Source organism: Halomonas meridiana (genome assembly GCF_009846525.1).
Classification (GTDB): Bacteria; Pseudomonadota; Gammaproteobacteria; order Pseudomonadales; family Halomonadaceae; genus Vreelandella.
The window spans coordinates 2,168,790-2,186,253 of the sequence record NZ_CP024621.1 but is presented as its reverse complement, the minus strand read 5'-3'; the positions used below and the strand labels follow the sequence as shown (position 1 = coordinate 2,186,253).

At 57.2% G+C, this 17,464-nt stretch carries 14 protein-coding genes; 7 read left to right on the top strand and 7 right to left on the bottom strand.

Features of this window, described 5'->3' with window-relative positions:
* Window positions 1-32 precede the first annotated feature (32 nt).
* From CTT34_RS10635 to CTT34_RS10605, 7 genes are all read left to right on the top strand, one after another.
* Complete coding sequence (locus tag CTT34_RS10635; RefSeq protein WP_159342417.1) at window positions 33-842, top strand: enoyl-CoA hydratase/isomerase family protein; 810 nt, start codon at window positions 33-35, stop codon at window positions 840-842.
* 72 nt (window positions 843-914) lie between these two features.
* Window positions 915-3,095, top strand: coding sequence for an acetate--CoA ligase family protein (locus CTT34_RS10630; protein ID WP_159342416.1), 2,181 nt, complete (start codon window positions 915-917; stop codon window positions 3,093-3,095).
* Window positions 3,092-3,895: an enoyl-CoA hydratase-related protein gene (locus tag CTT34_RS10625; RefSeq protein WP_159342415.1), complete on the top strand. Its 804-nt coding sequence runs from the start codon at window positions 3,092-3,094 to the stop codon at window positions 3,893-3,895. The genes CTT34_RS10630 and CTT34_RS10625 overlap by 4 nt, the downstream gene beginning before the upstream one ends.
* 129 nt (window positions 3,896-4,024) lie before the next feature.
* Window positions 4,025-5,863 (top strand): SLC13 family permease, encoded by a 1,839-nt coding sequence (locus CTT34_RS10620; protein ID WP_159342414.1) that lies wholly within the window; start codon window positions 4,025-4,027, stop codon window positions 5,861-5,863.
* A 117-nt stretch (window positions 5,864-5,980) separates the two neighbouring features.
* On the top strand, window positions 5,981-6,739 hold the full coding sequence (locus tag CTT34_RS10615; protein WP_159342413.1) for a DeoR/GlpR family transcriptional regulator: 759 nt from the start codon (window positions 5,981-5,983) through the stop codon (window positions 6,737-6,739).
* 149 nt (window positions 6,740-6,888) lie between these two features.
* Window positions 6,889-8,373 carry a glycerol kinase GlpK gene (gene glpK / locus CTT34_RS10610; protein ID WP_159342412.1) on the top strand — a complete coding sequence of 495 codons (1,485 nt, stop codon included), beginning with the start codon at window positions 6,889-6,891 and terminating at the stop codon, window positions 8,371-8,373.
* Window positions 8,374-8,977: 604 nt separating this feature from the next.
* Complete coding sequence (locus CTT34_RS10605; RefSeq protein WP_159342411.1) at window positions 8,978-9,202, top strand: hypothetical protein; 225 nt, start codon at window positions 8,978-8,980, stop codon at window positions 9,200-9,202.
* A gap of 102 nt (window positions 9,203-9,304) precedes the next feature.
* Here the strand turns inward: CTT34_RS10605 and CTT34_RS10600 are convergent, their stop codons facing one another.
* The 7 genes from CTT34_RS10600 to CTT34_RS10570 form a co-directional block, all read right to left on the bottom strand.
* Window positions 9,305-10,954 (bottom strand): glycerol-3-phosphate dehydrogenase/oxidase, encoded by a 1,650-nt coding sequence (locus CTT34_RS10600; RefSeq protein ID WP_159342410.1) that lies wholly within the window; start codon window positions 10,952-10,954, stop codon window positions 9,305-9,307.
* A 124-nt stretch (window positions 10,955-11,078) separates the two neighbouring features.
* Complete coding sequence (locus CTT34_RS10595) at window positions 11,079-12,818, bottom strand: ABC transporter substrate-binding protein (protein ID WP_159342409.1); 1,740 nt, start codon at window positions 12,816-12,818, stop codon at window positions 11,079-11,081.
* A gap of 82 nt (window positions 12,819-12,900) precedes the next feature.
* A complete protein-coding gene (locus CTT34_RS10590; protein WP_083023748.1) occupies window positions 12,901-13,173 on the bottom strand; it encodes a DUF2160 domain-containing protein in 273 nt (90 codons plus the stop codon).
* Between the two features lie 11 nt (window positions 13,174-13,184).
* Window positions 13,185-14,078 (bottom strand): carbohydrate ABC transporter permease, encoded by an 894-nt coding sequence (locus CTT34_RS10585; RefSeq protein ID WP_159342408.1) that lies wholly within the window; start codon window positions 14,076-14,078, stop codon window positions 13,185-13,187.
* Window position 14,079: 1 nt separating this feature from the next.
* Window positions 14,080-14,967, bottom strand: a complete 888-nt coding sequence (locus CTT34_RS10580; protein ID WP_159342407.1) for a carbohydrate ABC transporter permease — start codon at window positions 14,965-14,967, stop codon at window positions 14,080-14,082.
* The gene (locus tag CTT34_RS10575; RefSeq protein WP_159342406.1) at window positions 14,960-16,060 is read right to left on the bottom strand and encodes an ABC transporter ATP-binding protein; all 1,101 of its coding nucleotides are present in this window, start codon (window positions 16,058-16,060) and stop codon (window positions 14,960-14,962) included. The genes CTT34_RS10580 and CTT34_RS10575 overlap by 8 nt, the downstream gene beginning before the upstream one ends.
* Window positions 16,053-17,153, bottom strand: a complete 1,101-nt coding sequence (locus CTT34_RS10570) for an ABC transporter ATP-binding protein (RefSeq protein WP_159342405.1) — start codon at window positions 17,151-17,153, stop codon at window positions 16,053-16,055. The genes CTT34_RS10575 and CTT34_RS10570 overlap by 8 nt, the downstream gene beginning before the upstream one ends.
* Window positions 17,154-17,464: the final 311 nt, after the last annotated feature.

Below are 17,464 nucleotides of genomic sequence, written 5' to 3'. Positions count from 1 at the left end.
ACGACTGATCCGAGGAGGTTAGAAAAAGCACCATGCCTGCTGACGCTACTGCGCTGCCCAATTATGAAACGCTGCTGGTCACTCTGGATGCCCGCATATTGACCGTGCGACTGAATCGCCCGCAGCGCCTCAACGCGGTTGTTGAGGCGCTCTACCAAGAGCTGCTGGATGTGCTGCGAATAGCACAGCAGTCGCCTCAGGTCCGGGCGGTGGTGCTGACCGGTGAAGGGCGCGCGTTTTGTGTCGGTGCCGATATGAAGGCCCACGGCAGCGCTAAGCGCACGCTGTTTCAGCGCCGGGCCTATTTGCAGCTGGGCAACGACGTATGCGAAGCCATCGCCAAACTCAGTAAGCCGGTGGTAGCAGCCGTGAACGGCTATGCGCTGGGGGCTGGCGCGGAAATGGCGGTCTCCTGCGATTTTATCGTGATGGCTGACGAGGCGCAGATCGGTTTTCCAGAAACCAGTATTGGCACTTGTGTGGGCGGCGGTGTTTCAAAATTGCTGCCTCAACTGGTAGGGCTTACCCAAGCCCGGCGCTTGCTCTATTTAGGCGACAAAATTGATGGGCCAGAAGCCGCCAAGATCGGCTTGGCGCTGGCCAGCTACCCCCAAGCGCAGCTGATGGCCGAAGCGCAAACACTCGCCGAGCGGCTTGCCAAGCAGGCGCCGGTCTCCATGGCGATGCTCAAGCCGCTGGTCAACCGCAGCGCCCATACCAGCATGGAGAGCCAGCTGCAGCAGGAGCTGGATGCGGTGTTTACCTGCTCCACCACCGACGACTGGCAAGAGGGGGTCGATGCCTTTGCCGAGCGGCGCCCGCCTAATTTTCAGGGCCAATGAGTATGGACTTAACCCTTAAAAACGAGTTCTGAATCAAGCCGTCGCGCACTTCTTTGTCAAACAGGTTTCGCCATGAACACTATCGAAGGTCATCTTCCAATCCGCAGCCCGCTGCATGACATCTTAGCCCCTACCGGCATTGCCATCGTTGGAGCCTCTGCGGACCCGACCAAGCGGGGCTATAAAGCCATGATCGGGCTGATCAACGGCGGCTACCGGGGGGGCATCTACCCGATCAACCCAAAAGCCGATCATATTCTAGGTGTGAAGGCATGGCCCTCTATTGCCGAGATGCCGGGCAGCCCCGAGCTTGCGCTGCTGTGTACGCCTGCCGCCACCGTGCCTGCGCTGATTGCCGAGTGTGGCCGCCGGGGTGTGAAAGGGGCGGTGATTCTGGCCAGCGGGTTTGGCGAAACCGGTGAAGCGGGTGCGGCATTGGAGGCACAAATGATGGAGGCCGCCCGTGCCCACGGTGTGCGTATTATCGGCCCGAATACTTCCGGCATGTTTAACCTGCACCATCAGATCAACTTGCTGGCGCTGGAGAACGTCAAACCGGGCGATATCGGTATTGTTTCCCAATCCGGCAATATGCTGCTCTCCCTGGCGCTGGAGGCCCAGCACAATGGGCAGGTGGGGTTTAGCACCTACGTTGGCCCGGGCAATCAGAGTGATATCGGCTTTAACGATTACCTGCGCTACCTAGGCGAAGACGAGCATACCCGTGTGGCGACGCTCTACGTGGAAGGCTTCCGTGATGGGCAGCAGTTTCTGAAAGTGGCCCGTGACGTGACCGCCATGAAGCCGGTGGTGGTGTATAAATCCGGTGCCACCGAGCAGGGCCAAAAGGCTGCCAGCTCCCATACCGGTGCATTGGCCGGTAGCTACCAAATGACCGTCGATTTGTTGCGCCAGGCAGGCGTTAGCGTGGTGCAGTACTCCGATGAAATCCTGCCCGTGGCGGAAGGGCTAGGGCGGCTGCAAAAAGCCCCTGGTAAGCGCGTGGCGGTGATTTCTGACGGCGGCGGCCAAGCCACCATCGCCGCCGACCGGTTATCTGAAGCGGGCCTGACGCTGGCCGAGCTTTCTGACGCTACCCGCTCTGCACTGCGCGAGGTGTTACTGCCTCAGGCATCTACCCTTAACCCGGTGGACGTGGCGGGCTCCTCGGATGCGAGCCCCTCGCTGCTGGCCCGCTGCATTGAGCTGGTGATGGCGGATGAAGGCGTCGATAGCGTCTTCCTGGTCGGCATGTTCGGCGGGTATAGCCTGCGCTTTTCGGAGTCGCTGATGGGGGACGAGATGCGTGGCGCGGAGCGCATGGTAGAGCTTGCTCAAGCCTCCGAGAAGCCGCTGGTGATTTACAGCCTCTACGCCCCCATCAAACCGCCTGCGCTGCGCCGTTTACACGAAGCCGGTTTGCCGGTGTACGCCTCCATTGAGCATGCGGTGCGCGTGCTTGCTGCCTTAGGTGAGCGAGGGGAGTATCTGGCCAGCCAACAAGTGCAGGAGACGATAGCGCCCGCCGCGCCATCGGAAACAGGCAGGGCCATGTTTGCCGCAGCCAAGGCGGAAGGGCGCGATTTACTGGAGTTTGAAGCGAAGGGGCTGTTGGCGGAACACGGTATCGCGGTGCCTGAGGAGTGGCTGGTGCGTCGTGAGGACGAACTCGCCGAGATCGCCCAGCGCACGCAGGGCAAGCCGCTGGCGATGAAGGTGGTCTCGAAAGATATTCTGCATAAATCCGACGCGGGCGGGGTCAAGCTCAACTTAGTGGGTGACGCCGCACTGCGCGATGCCTTTCAAGCCATTCACTTAAACGCCCAGGCTTACGACCCGAACGCCCAGGTAGAGGGCGTGCTGGTCACGCCAATGGCGGAGAAGGGCGTTGAGGTGATTATCGGCATGCTCCGCGACCCGATTTTCGGCCCGGTGCTGATGTTTGGTTTGGGCGGTATCTTTGTGGAGGTGCTTGAGGACGTAGCCTTCCGCTCGCTGCCGCTGACCCTGCGCGACGCGCAGTCCATGGTCAATCAACTCAAAGCGCAAAAAGTGCTGGCGGGAGTACGCGGGGCGGCAGGGGTCGATAAGCAGGCGCTGGTGTCACTGCTGATGCAAGTATCCCAATTGGTGGAGGCCTACCCGGAGATTAGCGAGCTAGACTTGAACCCGGTGATTGCCTATCCGAAAGGCCATTCTGCCGCTAACTATGCCATCGTCGATGCCCGAATCATCGTGGAGCGCCAATCATGAGCCGAACGCTACCTGAATTAACCGACGCTACCCTAACGCTGGAAAACCGTGTGGCAACGCTCACGCTTAACCGCCACGACGTGCGCAATGCGCTTACCGGCACGGCGCTGGTGGATGATATCGTCGCCACCGCTGCATGGGTGAACCATAGCCAGGACGTCTCGGTGCTGGTGATCACCGGTGCAGGCAGCACTTTTTGCGCGGGTGGCAATGTAAAAGATATGGCCGAACGCGGCGGCGACTTTGCGGGGGACGTAGCCGAAGTCGCTGAGCGCTACCGCACGGGTATTCAGCGAATGCCGCTGGCGCTTCATCAAGTTGAAGTGCCCATCATCGCCGCCGTGAATGGTGCAGCGATAGGTGCCGGGTTTGATTTGGCCAACATGGCCGATTTGCGTATTGCGTCCCGCAAGGCGAGCTTTGGTGAGACGTTTCTTAACTTAGGCATTATCCCCGGCGATGGCGGGGCGTGGTTTATGCAGCGCCAAATTGGTTACCAGCGTGCCTTTGAGCTAACCCTCTCAGGCCGGGTGATCAGCGCTGATGAAGCGCTTGCCTACGGTGTAGTGCTAGAAGTCGTGGAGCCGGAGCAGCTGATGGAAGCCGCTCTGGCCCATGCCAACCGCATGGCGGCCCAGCCGCCGAAAGCGACACGGCTCACCAAGCGGCTCATGAAAATGGCCTCGGATATGGAGCTAAAGCCGTTTCTGGATGTGTGCGCCGTGTTCCAAGGCATGTGCCACAACGAACCGGAACATCTAGAAGCCGTCGAGCGGTTACTGGCACGAATGAAACGCTAATCCGCGCGCTATTTTTTCCTATTTTTCAGTGCTTGTACGGCTGTATAGTCATCGCCTAATGTGATGCTGAACACTCCATACTTTCCGTGTCAGGGAAGAGGAGCGACAACATAGGGAGATGGCACGCGAATGACTCTGGAAAGTTTAGGACTGACCCCCAGCACGCTGGTGTTTATCGTGCTGGGGCTTACGCTGGTGGCCTTTATCTGGGGTCGGTTTCGCTACGATTTGGTCGCCTTGGCGGCCCTGCTAGGTTCGGTAATGCTTGGGCTGGTGCCTGCGGATGACGCCTTTGCAGGCTTTGGCCATCCTGCGGTGATTACCGTGGCAGCGGTGCTGGTGTTAAGCCGTGGTTTTGAGCGCTCCGGCGTGGTGGATGTCATCGCCAATCAGGTACTCAAAGTGGGTGAGCGCTTAATGCTGCAACTGCTCGTACTGGTGGGTACGGTCGTTGTGCTGTCTGGCGTGATGAATAACGTAGGGGCGCTGGCGCTGCTGCTGCCGGTGGCCATGCGGCTTGCCCGTGAACACAATACCTCTCCTTCACTGCTGTTGATGCCGCTAGCGTTTGGGTCGCTCCTGGGTGGCTTGACCACGCTGATCGGGACGCCGCCTAACATCATTATTTCCACTTACCGGGGCAATATTACCGGCGACAACTTTGGCATGTTTAGTTTCTCACCAGTGGGCATAGTGGTGGCACTCGTTGGCTTGGCATTTATCGTGCTGGTGGGCTGGCGATTGACGCCCAAGCGCAGCAGCCAAGCGGCAGCGGATGACATGTTCGATACGGCTAACTACCTGGTCGAGTTGAAAGTGACCGAGGACTCCAAGGCCAACGGGCTGACCCTGCAGCAGCTGCGCGATGAGCTCGAGGAAACCATTCCCGTTTTGGCGGTGGTTCGTGAAGACAACCGTCGAGCGGGCTACCAGTTTCATGGTGTGCTTCGTGAGGGCGACATCCTGCTGCTGGAAGCCGGCCCCGACGAGCTGAAGCTGCTAGAGGACAAAGTGGGCCTTAGCGCCATTGCCGAACCCGAAGACCCAGAGGATGGACAGGAGCAGGGCGAGGACGCGGAGAAGGGCGATGAACGTCAGCCGGTCGATACCGAAGGGTTACAGCTCATCGAAGCCGTCGTGCGTAACGATTCGATGATGATCAATCGTAGCGTGCGGCAGCTGCGCCTCAACCATCAGTTTGGCTTGCATTTAGTGGCCGTGGCCCGTGACGGTGGCCGCTTGAAGCAGCGACTGCGAGACATTCGTTTTCAAACCGGTGACGTGTTGCTGCTTCAGGGCAGTGAGAACGAAATCGCCGATAGCCTATCGACCCTCGGCTGCCTGCCGCTGGCCAACCGTGAGCTGCATCTTGGGCAGCCGCGAAAATTGGCCGTGTCGGTGGGGATTTTCGCCTTGGCGATCGTCGCGATGCTGTTCGATCTGCTGCCCGCTGCCGTCGCCATGAGCACCGCCGCGCTGGTGTCGCTGCTGATTGGCGTACTGCCGTTGAGGGATGGCTATCAAGCCATCGATGGCCCGGTGATCGTCTTGCTTGCCGCCATGCTGCCCGTGGGCGAAGCGCTAGAAACCAGCGGCGGTGCGGATATCATAGCCGAGGCGCTGCTGCGCTTTGGCGTGGAGTGGCCGATTATCGTCTCCTTGGTGGGACTGTTTCTGCTCTCCATGCTGCTCTCCAACGTGGTCAACAACGCAGCCGCCGCTTTGCTGATGGCGCCCATTGCGGCCAGCCTCGCCAACGGCTTCGATGCCTCGTTGGACCCGTTCTTGATGGTGGTGGCCGTGAGTGCTTCCTGTGCGTTTTTAACCCCGATTGGGCATCAGTCGAATACCCTGGTGTTAGGCCCCGGTGGCTACCGGTTTGGTGATTATTGGAAGCTGGGGTTGCCGCTATCGCTGGTGGTCATGGCGGCGGCCATTCCCGCCATTCTGTGGGTGTGGCCGCTATAACCTAGCTGTTAGGCCACGCCAAACATCGGCCTGTTCGAATGTTCGCGCTATTAGATTCCGAAAATTTTGCTAATCTATAACGCACATAGACCAACAAATATCGAACAGGCCGGGCTTATGAACCAACAGTACCGCCAGGATGCCATCGTCGAACTGGTTCGCCAGCACGGCTATATGAGCATCGAACAGCTCACCGAACACTTCGCGGTGACGCCGCAGACCATTCGTCGGGACTTGAACACGTTGGCCAACGACGGCCGCGTGCGTCGGGTTCACGGCGGCGTTGGGGTAGAGTCCAGCACGGTGAATACTGCTTATAGCACCCGTAAAACCCTGCATCTCGAAGAGAAAGAGCGCATTGCCCGGTGCTTAGCGCAACACATTCCTCACCACGCATCGCTGTTCATTAATATCGGTACCAGTAACGAGATGATCGCCCAGGCGCTTTTAGAGCATCAAGGGCTGGAGATCATTACCAATAACTTGAACGTGGCGGCGATTCTGCAGCATAAAGAGGACTTCACCGTGATCATCGCGGGGGGGCAGGTACGCTCTCGAGATGGAGGAATCATTGGTGAGGCCACCATCGACTTCATCAATCAGTTCAAAGTGGATTACGGCATCATCGGGATCAGCGGCATCGACGAGGATGGCTCGCTGCTGGAGTTCGATTATCAAGAGGTGCGCGTTGCCCAGGCGATCATTGCTAACTCCCGGCGGGTGTATCTAGCCGCCGACTACTCGAAATTCCACCGTAATCCGGTGGTGCGTCAGGGCAATATCTCACAGTTGGATGCGCTGTTTACCGACCGTAAGCCCCCCGAGGCGATTCAACGACTGCTCACCCAACACGATGTCGCACTGCACATTGCTTAGCGCCTGCTACAACACCGCTCAGGAGCGCTATGGCTAAGGTGGGAGAGTTTCATACTTGAGCATTCCAGACGCCTGGAGTAGCCTTGAATGATAATAAAACGAAACAAAACAGACAAAATCGAAAGATCCTACAACAAAGTGAACGCGATATGTCCTCCTTTATTCTCGCCATCGATCAAGGCACGACCAGCTCCCGCGCGATTTTGTTTGATCGCCAAGGCCAAATAGCGGCAGTTGCCCAGCAAGAGTTTCCTCAACACTTTCCGCAAGATGGGTGGATCGAACACGATCCTGAAGACATTTGGGATTCGGTGATTGCCACCTGTCGCGAGGTGTTAAGCAAAGCCAAGATAACGCCAGAACAAGTGGATGGCGTAGGCATTACCAACCAACGTGAAACTACCGTGGTGTGGGACCGCGCCACCGGTAAGCCGCTTTACAACGCCATTGTGTGGCAAGACCGGCGCACCTCCGAGCGCTGTCAGGCGCTACGTGACGAGGGGCACACCGAGGCCGTGCAGGCAAAAACCGGCCTGTTGATCGACCCTTATTTTTCCGCCACCAAACTCGCCTGGATTCTCGATAATGTCGAGGGTGCCCGCGAGCGCGCTGCCCGCGGTGAACTGGCTTTTGGTACCATCGATAGCTTTCTGATGTGGCGTTTAACCGACGGTAAAAGACACGTGACCGATGCCACCAACGCTTCGCGCACGGCGTTGTTTAATATTCATCACCAAACTTGGGATGACGAGCTGCTGGCACTGTTTAACGTGCCCGCCAATATGCTCCCCGAGGTGAAAGATTCAAGCGACGATTTTGGCACCGTAGAAGCCCACTGGCTGGGCGCGCCACTGCCGATTGCAGGTGTTGCAGGCGACCAGCAGGCAGCGCTTGTTGGGCAGGCGTGCTTCAAACCCGGCATGGGTAAAAGCACTTACGGTACCGGCTGCTTCATGATCGTGAACACTGGGGAAACGGCCTCGGTATCGCGTAACCGCCTGCTGACGACCATTGGCTACCGCATTAACGGCAAGCCCACCTATGCCATGGAGGGCAGCATCTTTGTCGCAGGGGCAACAGTGCAATGGCTCCGGGATGGGTTGAACCTGTTTGCCGATGCCTCGGAAACCGAAGCGCTGGCCCAGAAAACTCGCAGCGGCCACAGCGTTTATCTAGTGCCAGCCTTTACCGGGCTAGGTGCGCCCCACTGGGACCCTAAGGCCCGTGGCGCGATTTTTGGCTTAACCCGCGATACAGGTATTGCCGAAATTGTCGCGGCGGGGCTTCAGGCGGTGTGTTACCAAACTCGCGACCTGCAGCACTGCATGAACGATGACATGGAAGCCGCACCGGGCAACCTGCGTGTCGATGGCGGTATGGTGAAAAACAGCTGGGTCATGCAATTCTTGGCCGATATGCTCAATGTTCAGGTGGATCGGCCGACGATTCTGGAGACCACCGCGCTAGGGGCTGCCTATTTGGCCGGGTTGCGGCTCGGTTGGTACGACACGCTGGAGGAGATCGAGCAACTCTGGCGCTGCGAGCGCAGTTTTACGCCCTCCATGGAAGAGGCAACGCGTGAAAAGCTCTACCAGGGCTGGTTGGATGCAGTATCCCGGGTGCGCTCTACTTAACAGGGCCACCGTAAAGCGCAAATATGAACGCCGTTGACACACAGCGGCGTTTTTTTATGGCGGTTTTATAACGAAGCTATCGCCCTTGGTCGTATAGAGGAATCGATATTTAAGAGTAAACTGCATTCGTTTTTAATTAACGGGTGTTTTTTATCGTTGGCAAGTTCGTTAGTTCCTACGGTCGTTTTTTTCCGGCCTTGTTAAAACAGTCGTTTAACTCCCTTCTTGAAAGTCTGCGTCAGCGATAACGCTTTTGTGGCCGTTATGTAGTCAAGCTACAACCCGACCTGCTGCCAATGATGCATTGTGGGCATGACAGCCGTGAACCATAGTGAAGTCATGGATCAGGGCGGTGTTTTGTTATCCCGATACGTCGCTCTCATCCTTGCTACACACCGAGGCGCTGCCGCATTACCAGGGCGCTTAAGGCGAAGGTCTTGTAACGCTTGTGACCGTTTCGCAGTTACCGAACTGGGCACTTACCCGGCCCAGCATGAGTAGCAACGTCACCATTCGTCGTTAATTAAGATGGCTGCTTGTTTATTCACTAATGAAATATCTAACAATAACGAGCAGCGGCTGACCATACCATGAGGGACTAACCATGAACTGCATCGAATTGAGCCAACAAGCCGACCGTATCGCTAGCTCTTTCAGCAAGCAAGATTTAGCCAAGCTGGTGTTGGCGCTGAAGAGTAACCGTGAGTCGCTACAGCATGCCGTTGAAGTCATCGATACCATCGATAGTCGACTGGGTTACACTCTGGAAGAGGCCTGGGATGAAGTGCTGGCAGGCGATTCACAACTACTCGTAGAACACGAAGAGTAACCCGTTCGTTCCCAAGAATACGAATACCCCGGCGTAATATCTCGCCGGGGTATTTGTTTGCTGCGTGGTGGCAGGTGACGTGTAGGGCAACGGCGTCAACGATCAGGAAAGGGTGCCTAACGCCTCTTCCGGCGGCCGCGAGGTGTCACGGTTCTCTTCGAAGTAGGTGGTGAACCGTGCCTCTGCCTCATCGCCAAAAAGCACACGACATGCCTCTTTCAGCCCTGGAGAGTGGCGTAACTGCTCGTGGTGAACCACCAGCGACACTTTTGCCCGCCGACGCAAGAAGTCTTCCAGCTGTGTGATCATCTCATGATCCCGCGCATGCTCCAGCTCGCAGCGAATGTACTCGGTGCCTTCGATCAAAATGTCGGCTTCCGATGGGTCCTGGCGGATCTTCTCCAGCATGGGGATGGCCTGTTCAGCGTAGCGCCGCCACAGACGTGAGGAGAGGGGCTCCGAGGAGGTTGACGCCGTCATCGCATCCAGGTTCATGCGCTTGGCTTGATCCATGAACTGCTGCTTCACCGCTTCGGGCGGCTCGCCGTACCAGTGAAAGTTAGGATCGCTGAGCGACACGCCAAGCTGCTTCACCTCGTCGGCGATTTCGTCGCCGACGTTCAAACAGTCGGTGAGCTTGCCGCCGAAAATACTGATGTGGGCACTCTCGGCGTTGGTATCGATGACGTGTTTACGGGATAGTTGAAGGAAGTCTCGGTCGCTGCCCTGGTCGGCTTTGATTGCCAGAGGACGCACGCCGCAGCGTGTCGAAATGATGTCCTCCTGGGTGAGGGGTTTGTCGAGCGTCAGACGCTTGTTGATGTTCTCCAAAACGAACGCGATGTCGTCGGCGGTGACATCCACCTCAGGATGCTCCATATGGGTGTCGGTGGTGCCGATGCAGGTGCGGTTTCCCATTGGAATCACAAAAAATAGCCGCCCATCATCCGCAAAAAATGCCAGCACCCGCTTGGTGTCGGTTAACTGCGGCACGATCAGGTGTATACCTTTGGAGTAAAGATGCTGGTGGGTGGTTTTTTGCCCGGTGAGCGCATTGTGCTGATCGACCCAGGGGCCAGCTGCATTGATCAATACTTTGGAGCGAATAGTGAACGTACTGCCATCCATCACGTTGCGGGCTTTGGTCACCCAGGTATCGCCTTCGCGTTCGGCCCCCAACGATTCGACGTAGTTGGCCGCCACGGCACCGTAGTTGAGGGCATGGCGCACGAAGTTAAATACGAAACGGGCATCGTTATCGTGCAGGTAAGCATCCGAGTACTCGAACCCGCCAACGGCGCCGTCGATATCGATAATAGGCTCTTCTTGCTTGATCTTTTTGGGCGAGAGCAAGCGCGGTAACTTGGTGAAGCCGTTGCCCATCAGCCAATAAAGCCAGGTGCCCGCCCACAAATAGCGCGGAGAGTGGCGGAAACCTTTGGTAATCGTGGTAAGGAAACGAATTTCTTGAACGGTAGACGGGTAGCTTTTGATTAAATGGTTGCGGCTTTTGCAGAGCTTACGTACCAACGCAAAGTCTTTGCTTTCCATATATTTGATGCCGCCCCAAACCAGGTTCGAGGAGTGCATGCTGGTACTGCCAGCAAAGTCGCCACGGTCGATCAGGGCCACTTTGGCACCTTTGCCCGCCAGGGCGGCGGCGGTTGCTGCACCATTGATGCCGCCACCGATAATCAGTGCGTCAAAGTCATCAGTGTGCAATTTCTCGACATTACGGTTACGCAGTTTCATAGCGGTTCCAATTAATTAAGAAAAAGCCCCGTGTTGGTGGCGGTCTCGACCAGTGGAGAGGGCATGGCTGCCTCCGCTGATGACACCACGGTGAGTGGGCGGGCTTGCGCCCGCCCAGCAGGTCTTAGCGGGTACCGGCCGCCATCCATGCTTCCATCATTTCATCGTAAGGAACGGTCGTGCCTTGCGGCATTTCGTTCTCCAGCTTCGGCTTGGGTGCGCCTTCCTGGTCAAGCCAGTACTGCGGGTCACGCTCTTCGTTCAGCACCGGGGCGTAGCTGTCGAAGACGTTGGCGCGTGCGAGGCGGTTCATGGTGCTGTCCATATCGGCCGCCAGCTTATCCAGACCTTCTTGCGGGGTGACTTCGCCACTCATGACCGGTGCCAGGTTCTGCCACCACAGCGGTGCCATGCGCGGGTAGTCCGGTACGTTGGTACCGGTGGGGGTCCAGTTGGATTCGTTCGGACTGCGATAGAACTCCACCAAACCGCCCAGTTTGGGTGCCATTTCGGTCATCTGCTCAGAGAAGATGTCAGACTCACGAATCGGCGTTAGGCCAGCCATCAGTTTTTCCAGCGAGGTGGTTTTCGCCACGGTGAACTGGGCAAACAGCCAGGCAGCGGTGCGGCGGTCTTCAGGCGTAGAGTCGAAGAAGGTCCAGGCACCTACGTCCTGATAACCCACTTTCATGCCTTCTTCCCAGTAGGGGCCGGTGGGAGAAGGCGCCATGCGCCACAGCGGATTGCCTTCATCGTCGGTCACGGCAACAGATGGATCGGTCATGTCGGCGGTAAAGGCGGTATACCAGAAGATTTGCTGAGCGATATGGCCCTGGGCGGGCACGGGGCCAGCTTCACCAAAGGTCATACCTTGAGCTTCGGGCGGCGCGAAGTCACGCAGCCAATCCACGGCTTTCTGCATCGCAAACACCGAGGCGGGGGAGTTGGTGGCGCCCCCGCGACTTACGCTTGCGCCGACCGGCTGGCTCTCTTCGTTGACACGAATACCCCAGTCATCCACCGGGTTACCGGACGGTACGCCGGGGCTGCCCATACCTGCCATGGAGAGCCAGGAGTCATGGAAGCGCCAGCCCAGCGACGGGTCGCGACGGCCATAGTCCATGTGCCCGTATACCTTGGTACCGTCGATTTCACCGACATGCTCGGTAAAGAACTCAGCGATATCTTCATAGGCAGTCCAGTTGGTGGGCACGCCTAGGTCGTAGCCGTAGATGTCACGGAACTGGGCTTGCAGGTCTTCACGCTGGAACCAGTCATAACGGAACCAGTAGAGGTTGGCGAATTGCTGGGTGGGTAGCTGGTAAAGGCTGCCATCCGGGCCGGTGCCATACTGCAGGCCGATGAAGTCGTCCAGATCCAGCGTGGGCAGGGTGTAGTCCGCCCACTCGTTTTCCATCGCTTGGCTGAGGTTGATGGTAGTGCCGTAGCGAATATGGGTGCCGATGGAGTCGGTGTCGTTTACAAAACCGTCGTAGATGCTGTTGCCCGACTGCATCTGGTTCTGCATGGTGTCGACCACGTCACCTTCGCCAATGATGTTATGAGTCAGGTTGATGCCGGTCAGCTCGCTAAACGCGGGCGCGAGCACTTCGCTTTCGTACACGTGCGTGGTCAGGCCCTCGGCCACGGTCTGTATATCCATACCGCGGAAGGGTTCGGCAGCCTTGGCGAACCACAGTAGCTCTTCGATCTGCTCTTCACGGCTGAGCGTCGAGTCCTGGAAATGCTCGTCCACCAAACGCTCTGCAATTGCCCGTGCGTCGTGGTCGTCTGCCATTAGGCTCCCCGAGGCGAGCATTAGGCTAGCGGCGAGGGTAGTGAGTTTGAACTTGTTATTACGCATGTTGACCTCGTTTTGTTGTGCTCTTCCTTGATAACGTGAGCGTCCTTGATACCGCCGTACATCCGCTGAGCGTGCCGTTGGCCTAGCCCCAGCGCATCAACACCAGCAGCCATACCGCTGATAGTGCCAGTGCTATCCAGATGGATAGCGTAGTGAAGCCAATCACCCCCAGGTGAATAAACGCAGCGGAGAGTAAGCCGATGAACAGCCGGTCGCCGCGGGTGGTGCTAATGGGTAGAAACCCCTTGCGTTCGATGGTGGGGGATAAGATCTCCCACAGCGTCATCCCTGCTAGCATCGCTGCAATGGATGAAAAGAAAATGGCAGTCGGCGTCGTCCATACCATCCACGTCATGGCGCTGCTCCTCAGGTGCGGCCCAGGGCAAAGCCCTTGGCGATATGATTACGAACGAAGTACACCACCAGGATGCCTGGGACGATGGTCAGCACACCGGCGGCCGCCAGCGTTCCCCAGTCGATGCCCGAGGCAGTGGAGGTGCGGGTCATGATCATGCCGATCGGTTGAGCGTCGGTGGCCGTCAGGGTACGTGCCAGCAGCAGCTCTACCCACGAGAACATGAACAGGAAGAACAGCGTGACGCCGATACCGGAGCGGATCATAGGAATGAAAATCTTGATAAAGAAGCGCGGAAAGCTGTAGCCGTCGATATACGCCGTCTCATCGATCTCTTTGGGCACGCTGCTCATGAAACCTTCGAGAATCCAGATCGCCAGCGGAATATTGAACAGACAGTGGGCCAGGGCCACGGCGATATGGGTATCGAACAAACCTACCGAGTAGTAGAGCTGGAAGTAGGGCAGCAGAAATACCGCAGGCGGTGCCATCAAGTTGGTAAGCAGCCAGAAGAACAGGTGCTTATCGCCAATGAAACGGTAGCGGCTGAACGCATAGGCAGCAGGCAGCGCCACGCAAATCGTGATCAGCATGTTGAGCGCCACATACAGCATTGAATTCACATAGCCCATGTACCAGCTGGAATTAGTGAAAATGCCGATGTAGTTATCGAACGTCAGGTTCTTGGGCCATAGCGTCATGGAGCCCAGAATCTCACTGTTAGTCTGCAGCGACATGTTGAACAGCCAATAAATGGGCAGAATCATCAAAAACAGGTAGAGCCCCAGCAGAAACCGTGAACGGAACCGGCTGCGCGCGTTACGTTTGCGGCGCTGTGCAGGCGTTGTCCGGCTAAAAATGGTGTTGTATTTCTCGCCCTGCTGGGCGTTATCTAAGCGGTACATATCATGCTCCCCCGTGCGGGTTCTTATCTTTTTGCATGTGCATGATGGTGGTGTAGAACACCCAGCTCACGAGCAAAATGACCAGGAAGTAAATGATCGAGAACGCGGCAGAGGGCCCCAGATCCTGCTGGCCGATGGCCATGGTGGCCAGCGACTGGCTCAGGAAGGTCGTGGAGCTACCCGGGCCGCCGCCGGTCAGTACAAAGGGCTCGGCGTAAATCATGAACGAGTGCATAAAGCGCAGCAGCACCGCAATAACCAGTACGTTGGTGAGTTTGGGCAGTTGGATGTAGCGGAAGATGGCCCACTTGGAGGCGCGGTCGATACGCGCGGCTTGGTAGTAAGCCTCGGGGATAGAACGCAGCCCGCTGTAGCAGAGCATGGCCACCAGCGGTGTCCAGTGCCAAACGTCCATCAAAATAATCGTTGCCCAGGCATCGCCCGCATTACGGGTGATGTTGTAGTTGATCCCTAGCTCGCGCAGACCGTAGCCCATGAGGCCGATATCGCCACGGGTGAAGATTTGCCAAATACTGCCCACCACGTTCCATGGGATCAGAAGCGGTAGAGTAATCAGAATCAGCACGGCGGACGCCTGCCAACCGCGTTTGGGCATGATCAGCGCAATGCCAATGCCCAAAGGCACTTGGATGGCGAGAATGGTCAGGGAAAACAGAATCTGGCGCACGAACGCGTCGCGCAGCGCAGAGTCGTTCAGAATGCTGTGGAACCACTCGGTGCCGGTGAAGAAGCGGGCGTTAGGGCCCAACACGTCCTGCACCGAGTAGTTGACCACGGTCATTAAGGGAATGATGGCGGAAAACGCCACCAGCACCAGCATGGGAAGTACCAGCAGCCATGCGCGATTATTGAGTACTTTGTTATTCATGGCCGATCTCCACTAGATATTCATCGACATAGAGCGCGATGTGCTGATCGGAAAACACTGCATGGGCAGCGTCACCTACCGGCGCGTGACCTTCAGGCAGACGCGCTTTGAACAACTGGCCGTTCAAGGTAAAGCTCAGCAGCGAGTAGGTCCCCAAGTCCTGCAGGTTGACCACTTCAATCGGTACGCTGTTTGGCTCCGGCGAGTTGCTGACCGTAATGAACTCCGGGCGAATGCCAAGCTTGATATTGCTGGAGCCTGCGGCCGCCACGCTGCGGCTAACGGCCTCATTCACGGGTAGCGGCAGCTTGCCAAACATCACTTTGCCCGCCTGATGGGTGACGCTCATGAAGTTCATCCCCGGGCTGCCAATGAAGTACCCCACGAAGGTATGCGCCGGTTTTTCGAACAGTTCACGAGGCGTGCCGAACTGCACCACCTGACCGTCGTACATCACCGCAATTTTGTCAGCAAAGGTAGAGGCTTCGAGCTGGTCGTGGGTAACGTAGATCATGGTGATATTGAAGCGCTCATGGATCTCTTTGAGCTTACGGCGCAGCTTCCACTTGAGCTGCGGGTCGATCACCGTGAGGGGTTCGTCAAATAGGATGGCAGAGACGTCGTCACGCACTAGCCCGCGGCCCATGGAGACTTTCTGCTTCTCATCGGCGGTGAGGTTTTTGGCTTTCCGGGAGAGGAGCGGCGTGAGGTCGAGGATATCGGCAATTTCCCGAACTTTCGGGTCGACCTTGTACTCGGGGGTGTTCATGTTGCGCAGCGGGAAAGCCAGGTTGTCGTACACCGTCATGGTGTCGTAGATCACCGGGAACTGGAACACCTGGGCGATGTTGCGCTCCTCCGGCGGCAGCTCGTTCACACGGTGACCATCGAACAGTACGTCACCTTCGGAGGGTTCCAGCAGGCCAGAAATAATGTTTAGCAGGGTTGATTTACCGCAGCCCGACGGGCCCAGCAGTGCATAAGCACCGCCCTGGTGCCACACGTGATCCATCTGGCGAATCGCGTAGTCGCTATGGCTGCTAGGGCTTTTGCTATAGCTGTGCGCCAAGCCTTTTAAACTAATCTCAGCCATGAGCAACGCTCCCTTGAGCAGAGGAGGGGATGTGCACGGTGCTGCCCTGTTTATCGAAGGCGTACAGTTGATACGACGGGAAATAGACGTTAATCGCATCGTTCACGTGGAACTCGTGAATGCCTGCCAAGTGCAGCACCAGCGGGAAACGTTCATGGCGCACGTGCAAAAACGTTTCCGAACCGCTGATTTCCGCAACGTCGACCAGAACCGGCAGCTCTACATCATCGGCAGACTGCGGTTTGAGGGTAATGTGCGAGGCGCGCACGCCGAAGTCGTAATCGCCGGGGGCAAGCTGCTGGAGGCCAGGATCGCAAGGAAAGTGCAGCGACTGGTCAAAGGTGATGTCCGTCTCGGTCAGCTTGCCGGGCACGATGTTGATCGGCGGTTCGGAGAACATCTCGGCGCTGTGACGGCCGTTGGGTTCGCGATATACCTGTTCGGTGGGGCCGTACTGCAGTAGCTTGCCTTCATGCAGTACCGCCGTATTGCCGCCTAATGCCAGCGCTTCGTTGGGCTCTGTAGTGGCGTAAACGGCAATACAGTTGCGCGCTTTGAAGAGTTCGCGCAGCTCGTCACGCAGCTCTTCGCGCAGTTTGTAATCCAGGTTCACCAGCGGCTCGTCGAACAGAATCAGGTCGGCATCTTTGACCAGCGCCCGGCCCATAGCGGTACGCTGCTGTTGCCCGCCGGAGAGCTCTTGGGGGTAGCGGTCGAGGAGATGTTCGATATGCAGCATTTCGGCAATGCTGCCCACGCGGCGATCGATTTCCTGCTGCGGCGTTTTGGCCAGCTTCAGCGGCGAAGCAATGTTGTCGCGCACCGTCAGGCTGGGGTAGTTGATGAACTGCTGGTACACCATCGACACGTTGCGTTTACGCACCGATACGCCGGTGACGTCTTTGCCATCCATGAAAATGCGCCCGCGGGTGGGTTGCTCCAAGCCTGCCATTAGACGCATGAGCGTGGTTTTGCCCGCTAAGGTTCGTCCCAGCAATACGTTAAAGGAACCGGGTTCCAGTTCGAGATCCACCCCACTGATATGGGACTGACCCCCGACGACGTGGTCGATATTTTGCAAATGTAAGGACATGCCGATCTCGCTAGCGTCGTTGTTATTGATAGGTGGTATCGATAATTGTGTAGTGCGCTGATCGCGAGGGAGGGTGGTTGGCCGTACTTGTTTGCCGTTTATTGTGAGGCAACCGACCCATGCGATATTTTCATTAACGAAAGGCTAGTTGATCATTTGCGAACTTGCAACGCTTTTGATGGCCGTTTGTATTCGCTTTTAGGCGTAGAAAAGCGCAAAAAAGCGATTTTTCAAACGGCTGGCAAAACGGTGTGGTGCGCCATGATCGGCTCTGGGTGGTGCGCATGTTCGTTTGCTTCGTTTTGGAACAT